Source organism: Devosia oryziradicis, from assembly GCF_016698645.1.
Taxonomy (GTDB): domain Bacteria; phylum Pseudomonadota; class Alphaproteobacteria; order Rhizobiales; family Devosiaceae; genus Devosia; species Devosia oryziradicis.
On the sequence record NZ_CP068047.1, the window covers coordinates 63293 to 79640 of the forward strand.

A 16348-nucleotide genomic window follows, 5' to 3' on the forward strand; every position below is an offset into this window, starting at 1 on the left:
GCAGAGCCAACAATGCTCCTCTCCCCGCAGCGCCTGACGATGCTGGTTTTCTTCCTCCAGCCCATCGCCTTCGGATCGTGGCTGCCGCGGATTCCGGATGTGCAGCAGGCCCTGGGGCTGGGGCCACAGGGGTTGGCGATCGCCCTGCTCGGCCTGCCGGTGGGCACGCTGCTGACGCTGCCGTTTGCGGGACCGCTGGTGGGCAAGATCGGCCCGCGGATGGCGATCCTTTCCGGCTTCGCGCTCTATTCGCTGGCCGTGAGCCTGCCGGCCTTTGCCGGCAACCCGATCCTGCTGTTCGTGGCGCTCATGCTGGCCGGATCGACGATCTCCTTTGTGGAACTGGGCCTCAACGTCCAGGCCGATGCGGTGGAGAAAGCCACCGGTTCGGTGATCATGACCACCTCGCACGGCTTCTGGTCGGTCGGCATCATGGTGGGGAGCCTGATTGGTTCCGCCCTGGCCGGCCTGGGGTTGCCCGCACAATGGGCGATCATGCTGGTGGCCGCCGTCGTGCTGCCGGTCGCGTTGCTGGCATCGACCGCCCTGCCCGTCCTGGCGCCCGGGGCAACGGCACCTGGCGACACGCAGCGCTCGGCCTGGGCGCTGCCGAGCTGGGCGCTGCTGGGCATCTGCGCCTTCGTCTTCGGCATCACCATGACAGAGGGCGCCATGGCCGACTGGTCGGCGATTTTCCTGCGCGACGCACTGGGCGCCGAGAGCGGCATTGTCGGCCTCGGCTACTCCGTCTTTGCCATGATGGTGGCGGCCGGGCGCTTTGGCGGCGACACGCTCAAGCGGCGGTTCGGCGCGGTGAGCACGGCGCGCATCTGCGGCGCGCTGGCGGTGGCCGGCGCAGCGATCCTGCTGGTTGCACCCAATACGCCAGTTGCCCTGTTGGGCTTCGCCATTATCGGGCTGGGCGTTTCGGTCGGCTTTCCCCTGGCGGTGACGGCAGCGGCCAGCCTGACGGACCGCCCTGCCTCGGCCAATGTGGCGGTGCTGAGCTTCGTGGCGCTGCTGGGCTTTCTCGTTGGGCCGCCGGTAATCGGTTTCGTCGCCGAGCATTTCAACATGCGCCTGGGCATAGCCTGCCTGGTGCCGGTGCTGCTGGTCAGCCTGTTGCTGACCGGACGGCTGGCCACCCGGCGACCCAGATCATCCACCAATCCTGAAGCCGAAATTCCCGGAGTGCTCTGATGCGGATCGCCGTTGCCGGACTACATACCGAGTGCAGCACCTATAACCCCGTCCTCGCACGCGAGGCCGATTTCCGCGTGCTGCGTGGTCCCGCCATGCTCAAGGACGCCTATTTCGATTTCCTGACGCATTTCCCGGCCGAGTTCATCACCGTGCTCCATGCGCGGGCCATTGCGGGCGGGCCGGTGGAGCGCGGCATCTACGATCGCTGGAAGGCGGAAATTCTCGATGGGATCAAGGCGGCGCTGCCGCTCGATGGCGTCTACCTCGCCATGCATGGCGCCATGTTTGTCGAGGGCCTGCTGGATGCGGAGGGCGACTTCATCAGCGCGGTGCGCGCGGTGGTCGGGGCCGATGTGCTGATCGCCGCCAGCTATGACCTCCATGGCAATGTGAGCCAGCAAATCGTCGACGCGCTCGATATCTTTTCGACCTACCGCACGGCGCCGCATATCGACGTGCCCGATACGATGCGGCGCGCCGTGACCATGCTGGTGCGGGCGCTGCGGAGCGGGCAGCGGCCGGTCGTGGCATGGGCCCCGGTGCCGGTGCTGCTGCCGGGCGAGCGAACCTCGACGCAGGATGAGCCGGCGCGGTCGTTCTACACGCAGTTGCAGGCCGTCGAAGACCCGACGGGAATCTGGGATGCCTCGTTCCAGGTCGGCTACGTCTGGGCCGACGAACCGCGGGCTACCGCCTGCGCTGTCGTCACCGGCACCGATCGGGCGGCGATGACGGAAGCGGCGCGGTACCTGGCGCAGGACTACTGGGACATTCGCGAGCAGTTCGTGTTCGGAACCAAGGTGGGGAGCATTGCCGAATGCGTCGACTGGGCAATGGCCGCCGAGACCGGCCCGGCCGCGCTGGCGGAGTCGGGCGACAATCCCACCGGCGGCGGCGTGGGCGACCGCGCGGAAGTGCTGGCCGAGCTGATCGCGCGTGGCGCGCAGGGCGTGGTGTTTGCCGGCATTGCCGACAAGCCGGCTACGGATGCGGCCTATGCGGCGGGTGTTGGTGGCATGGTGGACCTCAGCATCGGGGCGACGCTCGACACGTCGAGCAAGCCGGTAGAGGCGCAGGCGGAGGTGCTGTTCCTGCTCGAAACGGAGGAAGCGCGGTTGCGCGAAGCCGTCGTGCGGATCGGCGGCATCGACCTGGTGCTGACGGCGCGGCGGCGGCCCTTTCACAATATCCCGGACTTCACCCGGCTCGGGCTCGATCCGCGCAGCGCCAAAATCGTCGTGGTGAAATCGGGGTATCTCTCCCCCGATCTCGGACCCATTGCCAATCCGAGCCTGATGGCGCTGTCGCCAGGGGTGGTGGATCAGTTCGTCGAGCGGCTTCAGCGACGCCACAAAAGTGCTCCGCAATATCCGTTCGACAAGGACTTTGCCTTTGTGCCGCAGGTCAAATGGTCGGCGCGGGCGTAACCTAAACGCGCTTGGATGCGTTGCGCAGGACATGCCAACGATCGGAGCAGCAGATGGAATTTTCAGGCAAGGTGGCGCTGGTAACCGGCGCCGGGTCCGGCATTGGCGAGGCCGCGGCGCTGCGCCTGGCAGCGGGTGGCGCCAGCGTCGTGGTGATCAGCCGCACCCAAGACGAAATCGACGCCGTAAGGGACACGATCATCGCCAAGGGGGGCAAGGCCCTGTCGATCGTAGCCGATGTCTCCGAGCCCGATGACGTCGCCAACGTGGTGCGGCAGACGCTCGATGCCTATGGCCGGATCGATATCGTGGTGGCCAATGCCGGCATCAACGGCATGTGGGCGCCGATCGACGACCTCACGGTGGACGAATGGGACAAGACCATGAAGGTCAACCTGCGCGGGACCTACCTCACGCTGCATCACACCGTACCTGCGCTCAAGAAGCAGGGCGGCTCGATCATCATCGTCAGCTCGATCAACGGCAACCGCACGTTCACCTCCCCCGGAGCGACGGCCTATTCGGCGACCAAGGCGGCTCAGGTGGCAATGGCCCAGCAACTGGCGCTCGAGCTGGGCGATGACGGCATCCGCGTCAACGCGGTATGTCCCGGCGCCATCGATACCGAGATCGACGACAATTCGCAGCGGCGCAACTCCGAAGAGGCCGAAGTGCCCGTCCAATTCCCCGAAGGCGACATTCCGCTCACCGGCGGCAAGCCGGGCGACAGCCGGGATGTCGCCGACGTCATCGCTTTCCTCGCTTCAGACGCGGCGCGACACGTGACCGGCGTGCCCATCTATGTCGATGGTGGCCAGTCGCTGCTGCGCTAGCATCGCTTCTCAGCCTTCGGGCGGCGCCGGGCAGTCGCTGTCGCCTTCGATCAGCTGCAGTGGCAGCACCTTGCGCACGACGCCCAGGGGATAGTCGCCGGAAAAATCGGGCATGGTGGCGAGCAGCGATTCCGCCAGGGCGATGCCGAGGTCGCGCAGCGAGAGGTGGAAGCAGGTGAGCTTGGGCGTCAGATAATGCGCCTGCGGGCTGTCGCGGCCCATGACGGCAAAGTCCTTGCCTGGCTGGAGGCCGGAATCGTAAAGGCCGCGATAGAGGCCGACCGTCATCATTTCGTTGGTGAGAATGAAGCCCGTCGGGCGCTGGTCGGGCGGCATGGCGGCGATGCGTTCGCCGATCTGGTGGCCGCCGCGATCATTGGGGTGGGCGCGGAAGATGAAATCGGGATTGAAAGCAATGCCGTGCCGCTCCAGCGCCGCGCGGTAGTGCTCTATGAAGATGTAGCCCAGATTGGTGTCGTCCATGGGCGCGAAGATGCCGATGCGCCGATGGCCCTTGGCGACCAGGCGGTCGACGCCGGTTTCGGCCATGCCCTCGAAATCGAGGTCGAACCAGGGGTGGCCGGCATCGGTGAGGCTGCGCCCCAGGGCGATGAAGGGCACGCCGCGCTGCGACAGGAAGTCGATGCGGTGATCGTGCCGCTTGGTGGCCGAGATGATCAGGCCATCGACGAAGCCGCGGTCGACGACGCGCTGCAGATAGGCGTCCGGATCGTCTTCGGAGGCGCAGAGCAGGACCACCAAGTCGAGCTGGTGGCGGGCGCAGACGGTCTGCACGCCGTCGAAGACGCTCATGAAGAAGACGTCGCCTTCGCCGGTGATCTGGCTGCCCGACTGCATCATGAAGCCGATCACCCCGGTCGACCCCTTGCGCAGGGCGCGGCCGGCCTGGTTGGGCACGTAGCCCATGGCAGCGGCGGCTTCGAGCACGCGCTTGCGGGTCTGCTCGTTGACATCGGGCTTGCCGTTGAGGGCACGCGAGACCGTGCCGATGGAAATGTCCAGTTCCTGGGCTAGTCGCCGTATGCCCTTCATGATCCCGACAGTCCGCCCTTGGCCGCGCGCCCCCAGCCGGCGCGGTACGGGGCTCTCAATGAACCCGGATGGCCATCGTTGCAAGCAGGCTTGTCCACAGTCGTCCTCCCCCTCGGAATCGCTATTGACACTTCGAGATTATCATACTTTATTCGTAAACGTTTACGGGCGATGAGAAAACGGTTTCTCACAAAGATGAGAAGCGTTTATCTGGCTCAGGGAGGAAATTTCCTTGGTATTCAGGGCCGTTCTTGCGGGTTGCGGAGCCATGTCCAAAGGGTGGTTGTCGGCGGTGGCCGAACATCCTTTGCTCCAGGGCCGGGTGGAGATTGTCGGCCTGGTCGATCTGCACCAGCCGACCGCCGAGGCGCGTGCGGCGGAATTCGGCCTGACCAACGCAACCATCGGGTCGGACCTCGACGCGGTGCTCGCGGCCACCAAGCCCGACCTGCTGTTCGACGTGGTGATCCCGGCAGCGCGCCAGGGCGTGGTCGAGACCGGCCTGCGCCACGGCTGCCATGTGCTGAGCGAAAAGCCGATGGCGGCGACGCTCGAGGCCGGCAAAGCGCTGGTCGCCCAGGCCCAGGCGGCAGGGCGCGTGCATGCCATCGTGCAGAACCGGCGTTTCATTTCCGGGGTGCGGCGCATCCGCCGGATGATCGAAAGCGGCGCGCTGGGCGATGTCACCGCGCTCCATTGCGACTTCTTCATCGGTGCCCATTTCGGCGGCTTCCGCGACGAAATGGAAAACGTGCTGCTGCTGGACATGGCGATTCATACGCTCGATGCCGCCCGCTTCATGGCCGGGGTATCGCCCAAGGCGGTTTATTGCCTCGAAACCAATCCGCGCGGCTCGTGGTACGCGCATGGCGCGGCGGCCAATGCCATCTTCGAATTCGACCAGGGCGTGGTGTTCAACTATCGCGGGTCGTGGTGTGCGGAAGGTGCCAATACGAGCTGGGAAAGCGCCTGGCGCATCATCGGCACCAAGGGCACGCTGATCTGGGACGGAGAAGCGGCGTTCAATGCCAAGGTCGTGGCCAGCGATAGCGGTTTCTTCCGCGAGCTGGCCGAGATCGAGGTGCCCGATCCGGAAGACATCGACCAGACGCATGGCCATGCCAGCGTGCTGGCGGAATTCCTCGATGCCATCGAGGAGGGCCGGCCGCCCGAGACGGCCAGCAACGACAATATCAAGAGCCTGGCCATGGTGTTCGCGGCGATCGAGAGCGCCAAGACCCGCCAGCGCGTGACCATTGCAGTCTGAGGATTTCATTCGTGACTAACCCGGCCAAGACCATCCGTATCGGCACCATGATCCAGGCGTCAGCCGGCAAGGCGCCCGAGAATATCGCCGCCATTGCCGATCTGGGCTTTGAAAGCTTCGAGCCCTTCTTCTGGCAGACAACCAATGGCCAGGACCTGGCCGAGCTGGGCAAGCGTTCGCTCGAGGCCATCGGCAATCGGGATATCACGATCAACACCATCGGCATGTTCGGCAATCCGCTGGAAGACCAGGAGATGGACCGCCAGACCCTGCAGGGCTGGAAGGACTGCATCGACAATGCCCACCACTTCGGCGCCACCACGGTCGCCGGCTTTACCGGCCGCGTGCGCAACAAGCCGCTGACCGACAGCCTGCCCCGCTACAAGGAGGTGTGGTCGGACCTGGCCAAGCGCGCCGCCGACAAGGGCGTCAAGATCGCCTTCGAAAACTGCGCCATGGACGGCAATTGGGCCACCGGCGACTGGAACATCGCGCATAACCCGGACGCCTGGGAGCTGATGTTCAACGAGACGCCGGACGACAATATCGGGCTCGAATGGGAGCCCTGCCACCAGATGGTCTACCTGATCGACCCCCTGCCCCAGATCCGCAAGTGGGCGCACAAGTTCTTCCATGTCCACGGCAAGGACGCCACCATCCGCTGGGACGTGATCAAGGAACACGGCATCTTCGGCAAGGAGAAGTTCGTGTTCATGCGGACGCCGGGGTTCGGGGACAGCAACTGGACCGACGTGATCTCCGAATTGCGGTTGGCCGGTTACCAGGGCTCGATCGATATCGAGGGCTGGCATGACCCGGTCTATCGCGACGACCTCGAAATGACCGGCCAGGTGCGCGCCCTCAACTACCTGAAGGCCGCGCGCGGCGGCGATTTCGTCGACCTCAATTCACTCTATTCCGGCGGCGACCCGTCGCTGGCGCGCAACTGAAAAAGGGCCGCGGGTTGCCCCGCGGCTGCAACTTAATTCCACGGCCTGCCGGGAGAGCTGGCCGATGGTTTTGCGGATGGTCCGCACTGTTGGGAGGAAACCTAAATGAGACTATCGAGACTTGCCTTCCTCGCAACGCTGGCGCTTTCCAGCGTTTCGATCGCCACGCCCGCCTTCGCCCAGGTCACTCTCAAGATGTGGTCCATCGATGGCGATAACGGGCTCTACACCAAGCTTGTCGAAGACTTCAACGCGTCCCAGAGCGACATCGTGGTGGAAAGCCGCCTGCTGCCGTTCGACGACCTGGTGAACGAGGCCCTCAAGGCCTTCGCCACCGGCCAGGCGCCCGACATCATCTCGCTCGACAACCCCGACTTCGCGCTGTTCTCGTCGCGCGGCGCCATGCTTGATATCACCGATCGCGTGGCCAATTCGGACGTCATCGACACCAGCGTCTACTACGAAGGCCCGCTGGCTTCCGCCTCGTGGGACGGCAAGCTCTATGGCCTGCCCAAGGCGACCAACACGATCGCCCTGTTCTACAACAAGGACCTGTTCGCCAAGGCCGGCATTGCCGAGCCCCCCAAGACCTGGGACGAACTGCTCGAAGACGCGCGCAAGCTCAACGACCCGGCCAACAATGTCTATGGCATCACCTGGTCGGCCCGCGCCGGCGAAGAAGGCACGTTCCAGTTCCTGCCATGGGTGCAGATGGGCGGCGGCTCGTTCAAGGAAGTCAACACGCCCGGCGCCGTGAAGGCACTCGAAATCTGGAAGACGCTGCTGGACGAAAAGCTGGCTTCGCAGGACGTGCTGAGCCTGGGCCAGTGGGACTCCACCGGCACGTTCAACGCCGGCAACGCCGCCATGGCCATTTCGGGTCCGTGGGAACTGGGCCGCATGGCCACCGATGCCAAGTTCGACTGGGGCGTTGCCCTGCTGCCGACCGAAACCGAGGGCGGCCCACGCTCTTCGGCAATGGGTGACTTCAACCTTGGCATCTTCGCCACCTCGCAGCACCCGGACGAAGCCTTCAAGGTCATCGAGTACTTCGCCTCGCAGAGCGATCGCCTGTTCCCGGAATTCTCCAACATTCCGCCGCGCAGCGACATCCCGCTGCCGTCCACCGGCGACGCCCGTACCGATGCGGCGCTCAAGGTGTTCCAGGAGCAGCTGCAGTATGCCCAGCCGCGTGGTCCGCACCCGGAATGGCAGAAGATCTCCAAGGCCATCTATGATGCCTTCCAGGCAGCACTGACCGGCCAGATGTCGCCCAAGGATGCGCTTGACCAGGCGCAGGCTACCATTTCGGGCATTGTCGGCTAAATTTCCTCCCTGACCTGGGCCGGCCGGAGCAATCTGGCCGGTTCTTTTCGATTTTCCCGCGGAGGACCTGGATGTCCCGAATATTCAACAGCATGCGCGACGGCGTCGGGTTCGACCTGATCCTGGTCGGCGCCGCCCTGCTGTTCCTGTTTGCGCTGGCAGGTCTGCCGCTGGTCTATAACGTGCTGATGAGTTTCCAGCAGGTGGACATGTTCACCCTGGGGACGCTGATCCGGCCATGGGCCGGTTTCGACAACTATGTCGCGGTCGTGCGGGAGCCCGCCTTCTGGCTGGTGACGCGCAACACGCTGATCTTCGTCTTTGCCTCCATGGCCGGCCAGTTCGTGATCGGCTTCAGCCTGGCACTGTTCTTCGCACAGAAGTTTCCCGGCGCCGCGACCATTCGCGGGCTGTTTCTCGTCTCCTGGGTCATGCCGGGCCTGGTGGTCGGCGCCATCTGGAGCTGGATCCTCTCGGGCGATTTCGGCGTCCTCAACACCATCCTGCGCGCCCTGGGGTTGATCGATGGGATCGTGTTCTGGAAGTCGGACCCCAATTATTCCATCTGGGCCGTGGTCATCGCCAATATCTGGCTGGGTACCGCCTTCAACATGCTGCTGCTGGCCGTGGGTCTGGCCGCTATTCCGCGCGACCTCTACGAGGCGGCCGAGCTTGACGGCGCCAATGCCTTCCAGCGCTTCTGGACGATTACCCTGCCCATGATGCGCTCGACGATCGGCGCGGTGCTGTCGCTGGGCCTGATCGGCACCCTGCAGCAGTTCGACCTTTTCCCTGCCATTACCGAAGGTGGCCCGGCCAGTACATCGACCGTGGCCGGCTACTGGTCCTGGCAGATGAGTTTCCAGTTGTATGATTTCGCCAAGGGCGCGACGATTTCGGTGATGATGTTCCTGCTCGTGCTGTTCGCCTCGGTGATCTATGTGCGCTCCACCCGTCACGAGGTGCGCGGATGACCCGGCCCTATGTTCCATGGCTGCTTCTGGTGGTGGCGCTGGCGCTGGCGGCGCTCTACCTCTTTCCGCTCTACTGGATGTATGTGACGAGCCTCAAGTCGGCGACGGAAATCTACTTCAACCCGCCGACCTTCTGGCCGCTAAACCCCGATACAAGCGTCTACCCCTATGTGTGGTCCGGCAGGGGGATGCCGAAGTTCCTGATAAACTCGGTGGTCATCGCTTCGGGCGTCACGGCGATCACGGTGGTGCTGGGTACGGGCTGCGCCTATGTGCTGGCGCGGTATCGCAGCGTCTGGGTCGATATCGGCCTGTTCCTGATCCTGATGCTGCAGGTGCTGCCGGCCTCGGTGATGGTCACGCCGCTGTTTGTCGGCTTCAACCAGCTGGGCCTGCTGCACTATCCGCGCACCGCGGTGGTGCTGGCGGCCGCCGCCAAGTCGATGCCATTCTTTGTCGTGCTGGTGCGCGCCACCTTCATGAGCGTGCCGCGCGAACTCGAGGAGGCGGCCCTGGTGGATGGCAATTCGCGGATCGGCGCCTTCTTCTCGATCGTTCTGCCGCTCGCGCGTAACGGCATCCTGGTCTGCGCCATCCTGACCTTCATGAGCGCGTTCGGCGAGTACATCTATTCCAAGTCGATCATCCAGGACACCGGCCTGCAGCCGGCCAGCGTGGGCCTCTCCAGCTTCTTGGGGCCGAACTCCTCGGACTGGAACTCCATCATGGCCTATTCGGCGATCTATGTGACCCCGATCCTGGCCATCTTCGTCCTTCTGCAGCGCCGCATCGTCTCCGGCCTTACCTCGGGAGCCCTCAAATGAGCGCACAGATCGAGCTCAGCAATATCGACAAGCACTATGGCCACTTTCACGCCCTCAAGGGGGTGAGTCTCAGCATCGAGAAGGGCAGCTTCGTCGCCCTGGTCGGGCCTTCCGGCTGCGGCAAATCCACCTTGCTGCGGTCGATAGCCGGGCTCGAAAGCATCACCTCGGGTACGCTCAAGATCGCGGGCGAGACCATGACGGGCGTGCCGCCGCGCAAGCGCGACGTCGCGATGGTGTTCCAGAGCTACGCGCTCTATCCGCATATGACGGTGGAAGAGAACCTCACCTATTCGCTCCGCCTGCATGGGGTGGGCAAGGCCGAAGCCAGGGCCAAGGCCGCCGAAGTGGCCGCCACTACCGGCCTATCGGCACTGCTCGGGCGCTATCCCCGCGAATTGTCCGGCGGGCAGCGGCAGCGCGTCGCGATGGGACGCGCCATTATCCGCAACCCCAAGGCCTTCCTGTTCGACGAGCCGCTGAGCAACCTAGATGCCGCCCTGCGCGTCCATATGCGCAAGGAAATCCGCGCGCTGCATGACCGGCTGGGGGCGACCTCGGTCTATGTGACGCATGACCAGATCGAAGCCATGACCATGGCCGACCATGTCGTGGTGATGCGCGATGGCGTGATCGAGCAGCAGGGCAGCCCGCTTGAGCTCTATGATCGCCCGGTCAGCAAGTTCGTGGCCGGCTTTATCGGCTCGCCGGCAATGAACTTCGTGCCGGGCACGGTGACAGCGGACGGGCAGAGCGTGCAGCTCGATATTGCCGGCAGCCAGCCATTGCCGCTGGGGCGAACGGTGGAAGCGGGCCGCAAGGTGCTGGCCGGGCTGCGGCCGGAACATCTGCTGATGGGTGGCAATGCGCAGTTGCAGCTGCCGGTGGCCGTGGTGGAATCGACGGGGTCCATGACCTATGTGACGACCGCCACCACGCCCGAAATGACGGTGGTGGAAACCCGGCGCACCGGGGTCAAGGCCGGCGACACGATCAGCGTGGGCATCGCGCCCGAGCACATTCACCTGTTCGACGTCACCACCGAGCGGGCACTCTAGCAAGGCTCTATGGCGGCGACGGGAACCAGTTGGCGTCGGGTGCGGTTGCACCTCAGCCAATGGAGGTTCGTTCGATGGATATGCCCGGACAATACCGGCTCGTGCCGGTCGGCCAGCGCTCGCCCGATGCCGTGACGGTCGGGATTGAACTGGCCGGTGACGGCAGGCTCAAGGCGGCCGTCTGGTGGGAAGCCAAGGGCGATGTCGACGCCGACGAAGCCGAATATGACGACGTGAAAGCCGCCCTGGTCGCGGCGGAGGCAGCGCGGGCGCTGCACGGCTTCGACGAGGTGGTGGTGGTGCTGTCGCGGCCCGACCTGTGGGACAATAGCTGGGGGGCGCTCCGGGTCCCCGACGTGGCAAGAGAGCCCATCGGCGACATAAGGCACACCGACCTTACGTCGCGAGAGACCTATGAGCTGGCTGCCGGCCTCGAGGAAGAACGCGACGCCTGAGAATGCAACCATCCGCACCGAACCGCATTGTGCCTAGTTCGGGGCGAATGAAGGTGCGTGCATGCTTGATCCATCGGATCACTTCCAGACGATAGATGCGTCTGAGGAGCGGTATCGCCTGCTGGTCGAATCGATCAGCGACTACGCTATTTACATGATGGACAGCGCCGGCACCGTGATGACCTGGAATGCCGGGGCGCAGCGGTTCAAGGGCTATAGCGCCGACGAGATCGTCGGCCAGAACTTTGCCCGCTTCTATCGCCCGGAAGACCAGCACGCGGACATTCCCCGCCGCAACCTGCGGGTCGCGGCGGCGGAGGGCAGGTTCGAGGACGCGGGGTGGCGCGTTCGCAAGGACGGCTCGCAGTTCTGGGCCCATGTCGTCATCGACCGGATCGTGGATGCAAGCGGCAGGGTGATCGGCTTTGCCAAGATCACGCGCGACATCACCGAGCGCAAGCAGCTCGAGGACGCCCTGCGCACCAGCGAGCAGCAATTCCGCCTGCTGGTCAAGGGCGTCACCGACTACGCCCTCTATATGCTCGACCCGCAGGGGAACGTGGCCAGCTGGAATGCCGGGGCGCAGCGCATCAAGGGTTACGAGGAAGCCGAGATCATCGGCCAGCACTTCTCCTGCTTTTATACCGAAGAGGAACGCCGCGCGGGCGAGGCAGAATATAACCTCGACATCGTCCGGCAAAAGGGCAGCGTCGAGCGCGAGGGCTGGCGCGTGCGCAAGGATGGCAGCCAGTTCTGGGCGCATGTGGTGATCGACGCCATCAGGGACGAGCACGGCGAGCTGCTCGGCTTTGCCAAGGTGACCCGCGACATCACCGAGCGGCGCGAGGCACAACTGCAGCTCGACCAGGCGCGCAATGCGCTGTTTCAATCCCAGAAAATGGAAGCGATCGGCCAGCTCACCGGCGGGGTCGCGCATGACTTCAACAATCTGCTGATGGCCATTCTGGGCAGCCTCGAGATCGTGTCGCAGCGCATGCCGCACGATCCACGCATCAGCCCGTTTCTCGAGAATGCGGTCAAGGGCGCCCAGCGCGGCGCTGCCCTGACCCAGCGCATGCTGGCCTTCGCGCGGCGGCAGGAACTCGAGAGCGGCCCGGTGGACATCGCCGAGACGGTATCCAGCATGCGCGGGATTTTCGACCGGGTGCTGGGCCCGAGTGTCCTGGTCAGGTCGCAGATTCCATCCGGGTTGCCGGCGGCGCTCACGGACCGGGCGCAACTGGAATCGGCCTTGCTCAACCTGGCGGTCAATGCGCGAGATGCCATGCCGGCGGGCGGGTCGATTACCGTCAGCGCCGAGGAGCGCGCCGTCCCGACCGATGCCGGCGGCCTCAAGCCCGGACGCTATATCGTGCTGTCCATCCGGGATGAAGGCGAGGGCATGGACGAGCAGACGCTTGCCCGGGCCACCGAGCCCTTCTTCACCACCAAGGGCGTCGGCAAGGGCACCGGGCTGGGCCTGTCCATGGTGCATGGGCTGGCAGAGCAGACCGGAGGCCGGTTCGTACTCGACAGCAAGCCGGGCGAAGGCACGACGGCGGAGCTGTGGTTACCCGTTGCCGGCGATGACGCGGCCCCTGCGCCCGTCACCGAGGAGGCCGGCCCGCCGGCTTTCGAACCCAAGCGCATCCTGGTTGTCGATGACGACGCCCTGGTGCTGCTCAACACGGCTACGATGGCCGAAGATCTGGGACACCAGGTGCTCGAGGCCACGTCGGGCAAGGAGGCACTGGCCAAGCTGCGCAGCCATCCGGTCGACCTGGTCATTACCGACTATGCGATGCCGCAGATGAATGGCGGGCAGCTGGCATCCGCCATCGAGACCGAATGGCCCCATATCAAGGTCATTGTCGCGACCGGCTATTCGGAAATGCCTGAAGAGCTGCGCGGCAAGTTCGAGCGGCTGGGCAAGCCGTTCTGGTCGCACGACCTCAAGGCGGCGATCGAACGCACCTTTTCCTGAGCGTCGCTAGGACCGGGCGGAGGCTTCATCGTCTGGGTGGCCCCATTGGGTGAAGGCGCCGCCAATCAGACGCTGGCGTGGGTCTGCCGTATCGAGCGGCGCACGCGGATCGGGCGTGCCCAGTTCGAGCGCACCGTGCCCCGGCGACCAACCGAAATCAGCATGCGGCGAATTGCGGAAAAAGGCATGGGGGTTGTCCGAGATGCCGAACATGGTCCGGTGCCCCAGCACCGGGACGTCGAGGGCATGATCCACCAGGCTGGTCATATCGTCCTGGCTGAACCAGAGCCGGGCATCGCGGGGGCTGCTGGGGTGGCTGGCGGCGCAGATGCGGATCGCCAGGCACTCGATACCGAACTTGTCGAAGTACAACCGGCTCAGGGTTTCGCCGAAGGCCTTGGAGACGCCATAGAGCGAATCCGGGCGATAGGGATCCTCCGGCGCAACGGGTTCCCCGCTGGTCGGATACATGCCCTGCACATGATAGGACGAGGCGAAGATCACCCGTGTGACGGCAGCTTTTCGGGCGGCTTCGAAGACGTTGTAGGTGCCCATGATGTTGGCTTCGAGCAGGGTTTGCCACCCGGCCTCGCTGGCCATGCCGCCGAAGTGGACGACCGCCGAGATATCTCGGATCATCAGCCGGTCGACCTCCGCACCGTTGGCAAGATCGACAAGTTCCACGGCCGCACCGTCGGCGGGCGCGACGATGTCGGTGGCCAGGAACGGCCGGCCGCGCACGGCAAACCACTGGCGCAGCCGGGTGCCGAGCTGGCCCGATGCGCCGGTCAACAGGATCTTGGGCATGGGCGCTCCTCTTGCATTCGTGCTCTCAGGATGGCGGCAGGCGCATCAATTATCAATCATACTTCTTTGCGCATAGGCGCCATTTTGCCGCCGTTGACAGGATTGTTCGGCGGGGGCAAAGTCCATGCAGTCATACTAATTATGGTTGTGGGAGCGCCCTGTGACGCTGGATGAAATCAAGGCCAGGATCGGCTCGGGCCTGCTGTCGTTTCCGGTGACGGATTTCGACGCGGCGGACGAGTTCGATACGGACTCCTATGCCGCGCGGCTGGAATGGCTCTCGTCATATCCCGCATCGGGATTATTCGCCGCAGGCGGCACGGGCGAGTTCTTTTCCATCGGATATGACGAGTATGATGCCGTCATCGGTACAGCAGTCCGTCACAGTTCCGCCGACGTGCCGGTGCTGGCCGGCGTGGGCTATGGCACCCGCATGGCGGTCGATCTCGCCCGCCGCGCCGAGAAGGCCGGTGCCGCCGGAATCCTGGTGCTGCCGCACTACCTGATGTTTGCCGAGCAGGACGGCATCATCGCCCATATGAAGGCGATCTGCGATGTCGTGGGGATCGGTGTCATCTACTATGCGCGCGACAATACCAGGCTGACGCCCGAGTCACTGGCGCGACTGGCCGAGATGTGCCCCAACCTGATCGGCTACAAGGACGGCATCGGCGACCTGCAGCTGATGGTGCAGATCGCCAGCCGGATCGGCGATCGCCTGGTGCATATCGGCGGCTTGCCGACCGCCGAAGTGTTCGCCCAGCCGTATCTCGAAATGGGCGTCACCACCTATTCCTCGGCCGTGTTCAACTTCATGCCGGAGCTGGCGCTGCGTTTCTACGCCGCCGTGCGCCAGCGCGACAATGCCACTGTCCAGGCGCTGCTCAAGAGCTTCTACCTGCCGCTGATCGCGCTGCGGGACCGCAAGCGGGGCTATGCGGTAGCGATGATCAAGGCCGGGGCGGAGATCGTCGGGCGGCCGGCGGGCAAGGTGCGGACGCCGCTGACCGACCTCACCGCCGAGGAGCGAGAAACGCTGGCGGGATTGATCGCTGCGCATAGCTGAGCCATCGCGCCGGAAACAAGAAGGCCCGGATTGTTCGATCCGGGCCTTCCGCTTTTCAGATCAATGTCTTACCGCCCATAGGGATCCCAGCCATTGGCCTGGAACAGGGCGATGATGTAGCCAAAGCTGAAGGCGAAGGCGGTTTCGAAGGGCGCTTCGCCGTCGATCTCGGGCACATGGTCAGGCATGATCATGCAGTCGACGCCCAGCTCCTTGTAGAGACGCAGCGCGGCGGGCATGTCCATGTCGCCGGCATCGGCGAACTCCTCGGTAAACGAGTAGCGGCCGCCCTTGATGTTGCGGAAATGGACGTTGAAGATCTTTTTGCGCTCGCCGAACCAGCGGATGATGTCCCCGATTTCCTCGCGCGGATTTTCGAGGCTTTCGCCGATGGTGCCCTGGCAGAAATTGAGACCGTGATAGGGGCTCTCCGCGATGGAGACAAACTTCTTGAGGCCCTCGGCCGTGCTCAGCACGCGGTGTTCCATGCCCTTGTAGCCGGGCGGGGTCATCGGGTCATGGGGGTGGCAGGCGAGCCTGAGCTTGTTGGCTTCGGCCACCGGCACGACGCGCTCGAGAAAATAGGTGATGCGCTCCCACATCTGGTCGGCGCTGACCTGCCCGGCCCGCGTCGGCACGTGGCCATCCACGATCCTGTCGGCGCGGAAGGTGGACATGACAGCGCCGCCCCTGCCCCGCTCGGACTCGGTGCGCGGAATGCCCAGCAGGTTGAAATTGTACTTGGCCGCGCGCACGCCCATGGCGCTCAGATCCTCGATCAGCCGGCATATGCCCTCGATCTCGCGATCCCGCTCCGCCAGTCCCAGTACGATGCCGGGCGCGCCATGCGGCTTGTCGATGCCTGATGACGGCATGGGCAATTGCACCATGTCGAGCACCAGTCCAGCCGCCTCCACCCGATCGATGTGGCGGCGCAGTACGTCCCGCGTCCAGCCGTAGCCGATGCCGGGAGGATCGATGCAGACATGGACCAGGCCAAGTTGGGCCAGTTGCCGCAGGTAGCGGTCGCCCAAGCGCTCGACGTCACTGCCGCTCAATTGGGTGCCCACATACATGTCCGGCCTCATATGTTTTATGACTTCTCCGAAGTAGTATGATAG

The 16348-nt window shown here is 64.5% G+C and carries 15 protein-coding genes; 12 read left to right on the top strand and 3 right to left on the bottom strand.

Annotated features, from left to right (window positions below):
* Positions 1 to 12 precede the first annotated feature (12 nt).
* Genes JI749_RS00305 through JI749_RS00315 form a run of 3 tightly spaced genes read left to right on the top strand, consistent with a single transcriptional unit; the run spans position 13 to position 3463 of the window.
* Positions 13 to 1200 (top strand): MFS transporter, encoded by a 1188-nt coding sequence (locus JI749_RS00305; RefSeq protein WP_233280810.1) that lies wholly within the window; start codon positions 13 to 15, stop codon positions 1198 to 1200.
* Positions 1200 to 2630, top strand: coding sequence for a M81 family metallopeptidase (locus JI749_RS00310; protein ID WP_201657080.1), 1431 nt, complete (start codon positions 1200 to 1202; stop codon positions 2628 to 2630). The genes JI749_RS00305 and JI749_RS00310 overlap by 1 nt, the downstream gene beginning before the upstream one ends.
* Positions 2631 to 2683: 53 nt before the next feature.
* A complete protein-coding gene (locus JI749_RS00315; protein ID WP_201657083.1) occupies positions 2684 to 3463 on the top strand; it encodes an SDR family oxidoreductase in 780 nt (259 codons plus the stop codon).
* A gap of 9 nt (positions 3464 to 3472) precedes the next feature.
* Here the strand turns inward: JI749_RS00315 and JI749_RS00320 are convergent, their stop codons facing one another.
* The gene (locus JI749_RS00320; protein WP_201657086.1) at positions 3473 to 4516 is read right to left on the bottom strand and encodes a LacI family DNA-binding transcriptional regulator; all 1044 of its coding nucleotides are present in this window, start codon (positions 4514 to 4516) and stop codon (positions 3473 to 3475) included.
* A gap of 232 nt (positions 4517 to 4748) precedes the next feature.
* On the opposite strand from JI749_RS00320, the gene JI749_RS00325 reads away from it, so the two are divergent.
* The 8 genes from JI749_RS00325 (at position 4749) to JI749_RS00360 (ending at position 13354) form a co-directional block, all read left to right on the top strand.
* Positions 4749 to 5783, top strand: coding sequence for a Gfo/Idh/MocA family protein (locus tag JI749_RS00325; RefSeq protein ID WP_201657089.1), 1035 nt, complete (start codon positions 4749 to 4751; stop codon positions 5781 to 5783).
* Positions 5784 to 5794: 11 nt separating this feature from the next.
* The gene (locus JI749_RS00330) at positions 5795 to 6733 is read left to right on the top strand and encodes a sugar phosphate isomerase/epimerase family protein (RefSeq protein WP_201657093.1); all 939 of its coding nucleotides are present in this window, start codon (positions 5795 to 5797) and stop codon (positions 6731 to 6733) included.
* 105 nt (positions 6734 to 6838) lie between these two features.
* Positions 6839 to 8059: an ABC transporter substrate-binding protein gene (locus JI749_RS00335; protein ID WP_201657096.1), complete on the top strand. Its 1221-nt coding sequence runs from the start codon at positions 6839 to 6841 to the stop codon at positions 8057 to 8059.
* Between the two features lie 71 nt (positions 8060 to 8130).
* The gene (locus tag JI749_RS00340; protein ID WP_201657099.1) at positions 8131 to 9033 is read left to right on the top strand and encodes a carbohydrate ABC transporter permease; all 903 of its coding nucleotides are present in this window, start codon (positions 8131 to 8133) and stop codon (positions 9031 to 9033) included.
* Positions 9030 to 9857: a carbohydrate ABC transporter permease gene (locus tag JI749_RS00345; RefSeq protein ID WP_201657103.1), complete on the top strand. Its 828-nt coding sequence runs from the start codon at positions 9030 to 9032 to the stop codon at positions 9855 to 9857. The genes JI749_RS00340 and JI749_RS00345 overlap by 4 nt, the downstream gene beginning before the upstream one ends.
* Positions 9854 to 10915, top strand: a complete 1062-nt coding sequence (locus tag JI749_RS00350; protein ID WP_201657106.1) for an ABC transporter ATP-binding protein — start codon at positions 9854 to 9856, stop codon at positions 10913 to 10915. The genes JI749_RS00345 and JI749_RS00350 overlap by 4 nt, the downstream gene beginning before the upstream one ends.
* Positions 10916 to 10989: 74 nt before the next feature.
* Positions 10990 to 11370, top strand: a complete 381-nt coding sequence (locus tag JI749_RS00355; RefSeq protein WP_201657109.1) for a hypothetical protein — start codon at positions 10990 to 10992, stop codon at positions 11368 to 11370.
* A 61-nt stretch (positions 11371 to 11431) separates the two neighbouring features.
* A complete protein-coding gene (locus JI749_RS00360; RefSeq protein ID WP_201657112.1) occupies positions 11432 to 13354 on the top strand; it encodes a hybrid sensor histidine kinase/response regulator in 1923 nt (640 codons plus the stop codon).
* A gap of 6 nt (positions 13355 to 13360) precedes the next feature.
* On the opposite strand, the gene JI749_RS00365 is transcribed toward JI749_RS00360, so the two are convergent.
* The gene (locus JI749_RS00365) at positions 13361 to 14161 is read right to left on the bottom strand and encodes an NAD-dependent epimerase/dehydratase family protein (protein WP_201657115.1); all 801 of its coding nucleotides are present in this window, start codon (positions 14159 to 14161) and stop codon (positions 13361 to 13363) included.
* Between the two features lie 160 nt (positions 14162 to 14321).
* On the opposite strand from JI749_RS00365, the gene kdgD reads away from it, so the two are divergent.
* Positions 14322 to 15227, top strand: coding sequence for a 5-dehydro-4-deoxyglucarate dehydratase (gene kdgD / locus JI749_RS00370; protein ID WP_201657118.1), 906 nt, complete (start codon positions 14322 to 14324; stop codon positions 15225 to 15227).
* 68 nt (positions 15228 to 15295) lie between these two features.
* On the opposite strand, the gene JI749_RS00375 is transcribed toward kdgD, so the two are convergent.
* Positions 15296 to 16303 carry a mannonate dehydratase gene (locus JI749_RS00375; RefSeq protein WP_201657121.1) on the bottom strand — a complete coding sequence of 336 codons (1008 nt, stop codon included), beginning with the start codon at positions 16301 to 16303 and terminating at the stop codon, positions 15296 to 15298.
* Between the last annotated feature and the right edge of the window lie 45 nt (positions 16304 to 16348).

Excerpts from the sequence above, each read along its gene's own strand:
- JI749_RS00355 (WP_201657109.1), top strand. The coding sequence starts at position 10,990 with ATGGATATGCCCGGACAATACCGGCTCGTGCCGGTCGGCCAGCGCTCG.
- JI749_RS00315 (WP_201657083.1), top strand. The coding sequence starts at position 2,684 with ATGGAATTTTCAGGCAAGGTGGCGCTGGTAACCGGCGCCGGGTCCGGC.
- JI749_RS00360 (WP_201657112.1), top strand. The coding sequence starts at position 11,432 with ATGCTTGATCCATCGGATCACTTCCAGACGATAGATGCGTCTGAGGAG.
- JI749_RS00350 (WP_201657106.1), top strand. The coding sequence starts at position 9,854 with ATGAGCGCACAGATCGAGCTCAGCAATATCGACAAGCACTATGGCCAC.
- JI749_RS00335 (WP_201657096.1), top strand. The coding sequence starts at position 6,839 with ATGAGACTATCGAGACTTGCCTTCCTCGCAACGCTGGCGCTTTCCAGC.
- JI749_RS00340 (WP_201657099.1), top strand. The coding sequence starts at position 8,131 with ATGTCCCGAATATTCAACAGCATGCGCGACGGCGTCGGGTTCGACCTG.
- JI749_RS00305 (WP_233280810.1), top strand. The coding sequence starts at position 13 with ATGCTCCTCTCCCCGCAGCGCCTGACGATGCTGGTTTTCTTCCTCCAG.
- JI749_RS00320 (WP_201657086.1), bottom strand. The coding sequence starts at position 4,516 with ATGAAGGGCATACGGCGACTAGCCCAGGAACTGGACATTTCCATCGGC.
- JI749_RS00345 (WP_201657103.1), top strand. The coding sequence starts at position 9,030 with ATGACCCGGCCCTATGTTCCATGGCTGCTTCTGGTGGTGGCGCTGGCG.
- JI749_RS00310 (WP_201657080.1), top strand. The coding sequence starts at position 1,200 with ATGCGGATCGCCGTTGCCGGACTACATACCGAGTGCAGCACCTATAAC.
- JI749_RS00375 (WP_201657121.1), bottom strand. The coding sequence starts at position 16,303 with ATGTATGTGGGCACCCAATTGAGCGGCAGTGACGTCGAGCGCTTGGGC.
- JI749_RS00365 (WP_201657115.1), bottom strand. The coding sequence starts at position 14,161 with ATGCCCAAGATCCTGTTGACCGGCGCATCGGGCCAGCTCGGCACCCGG.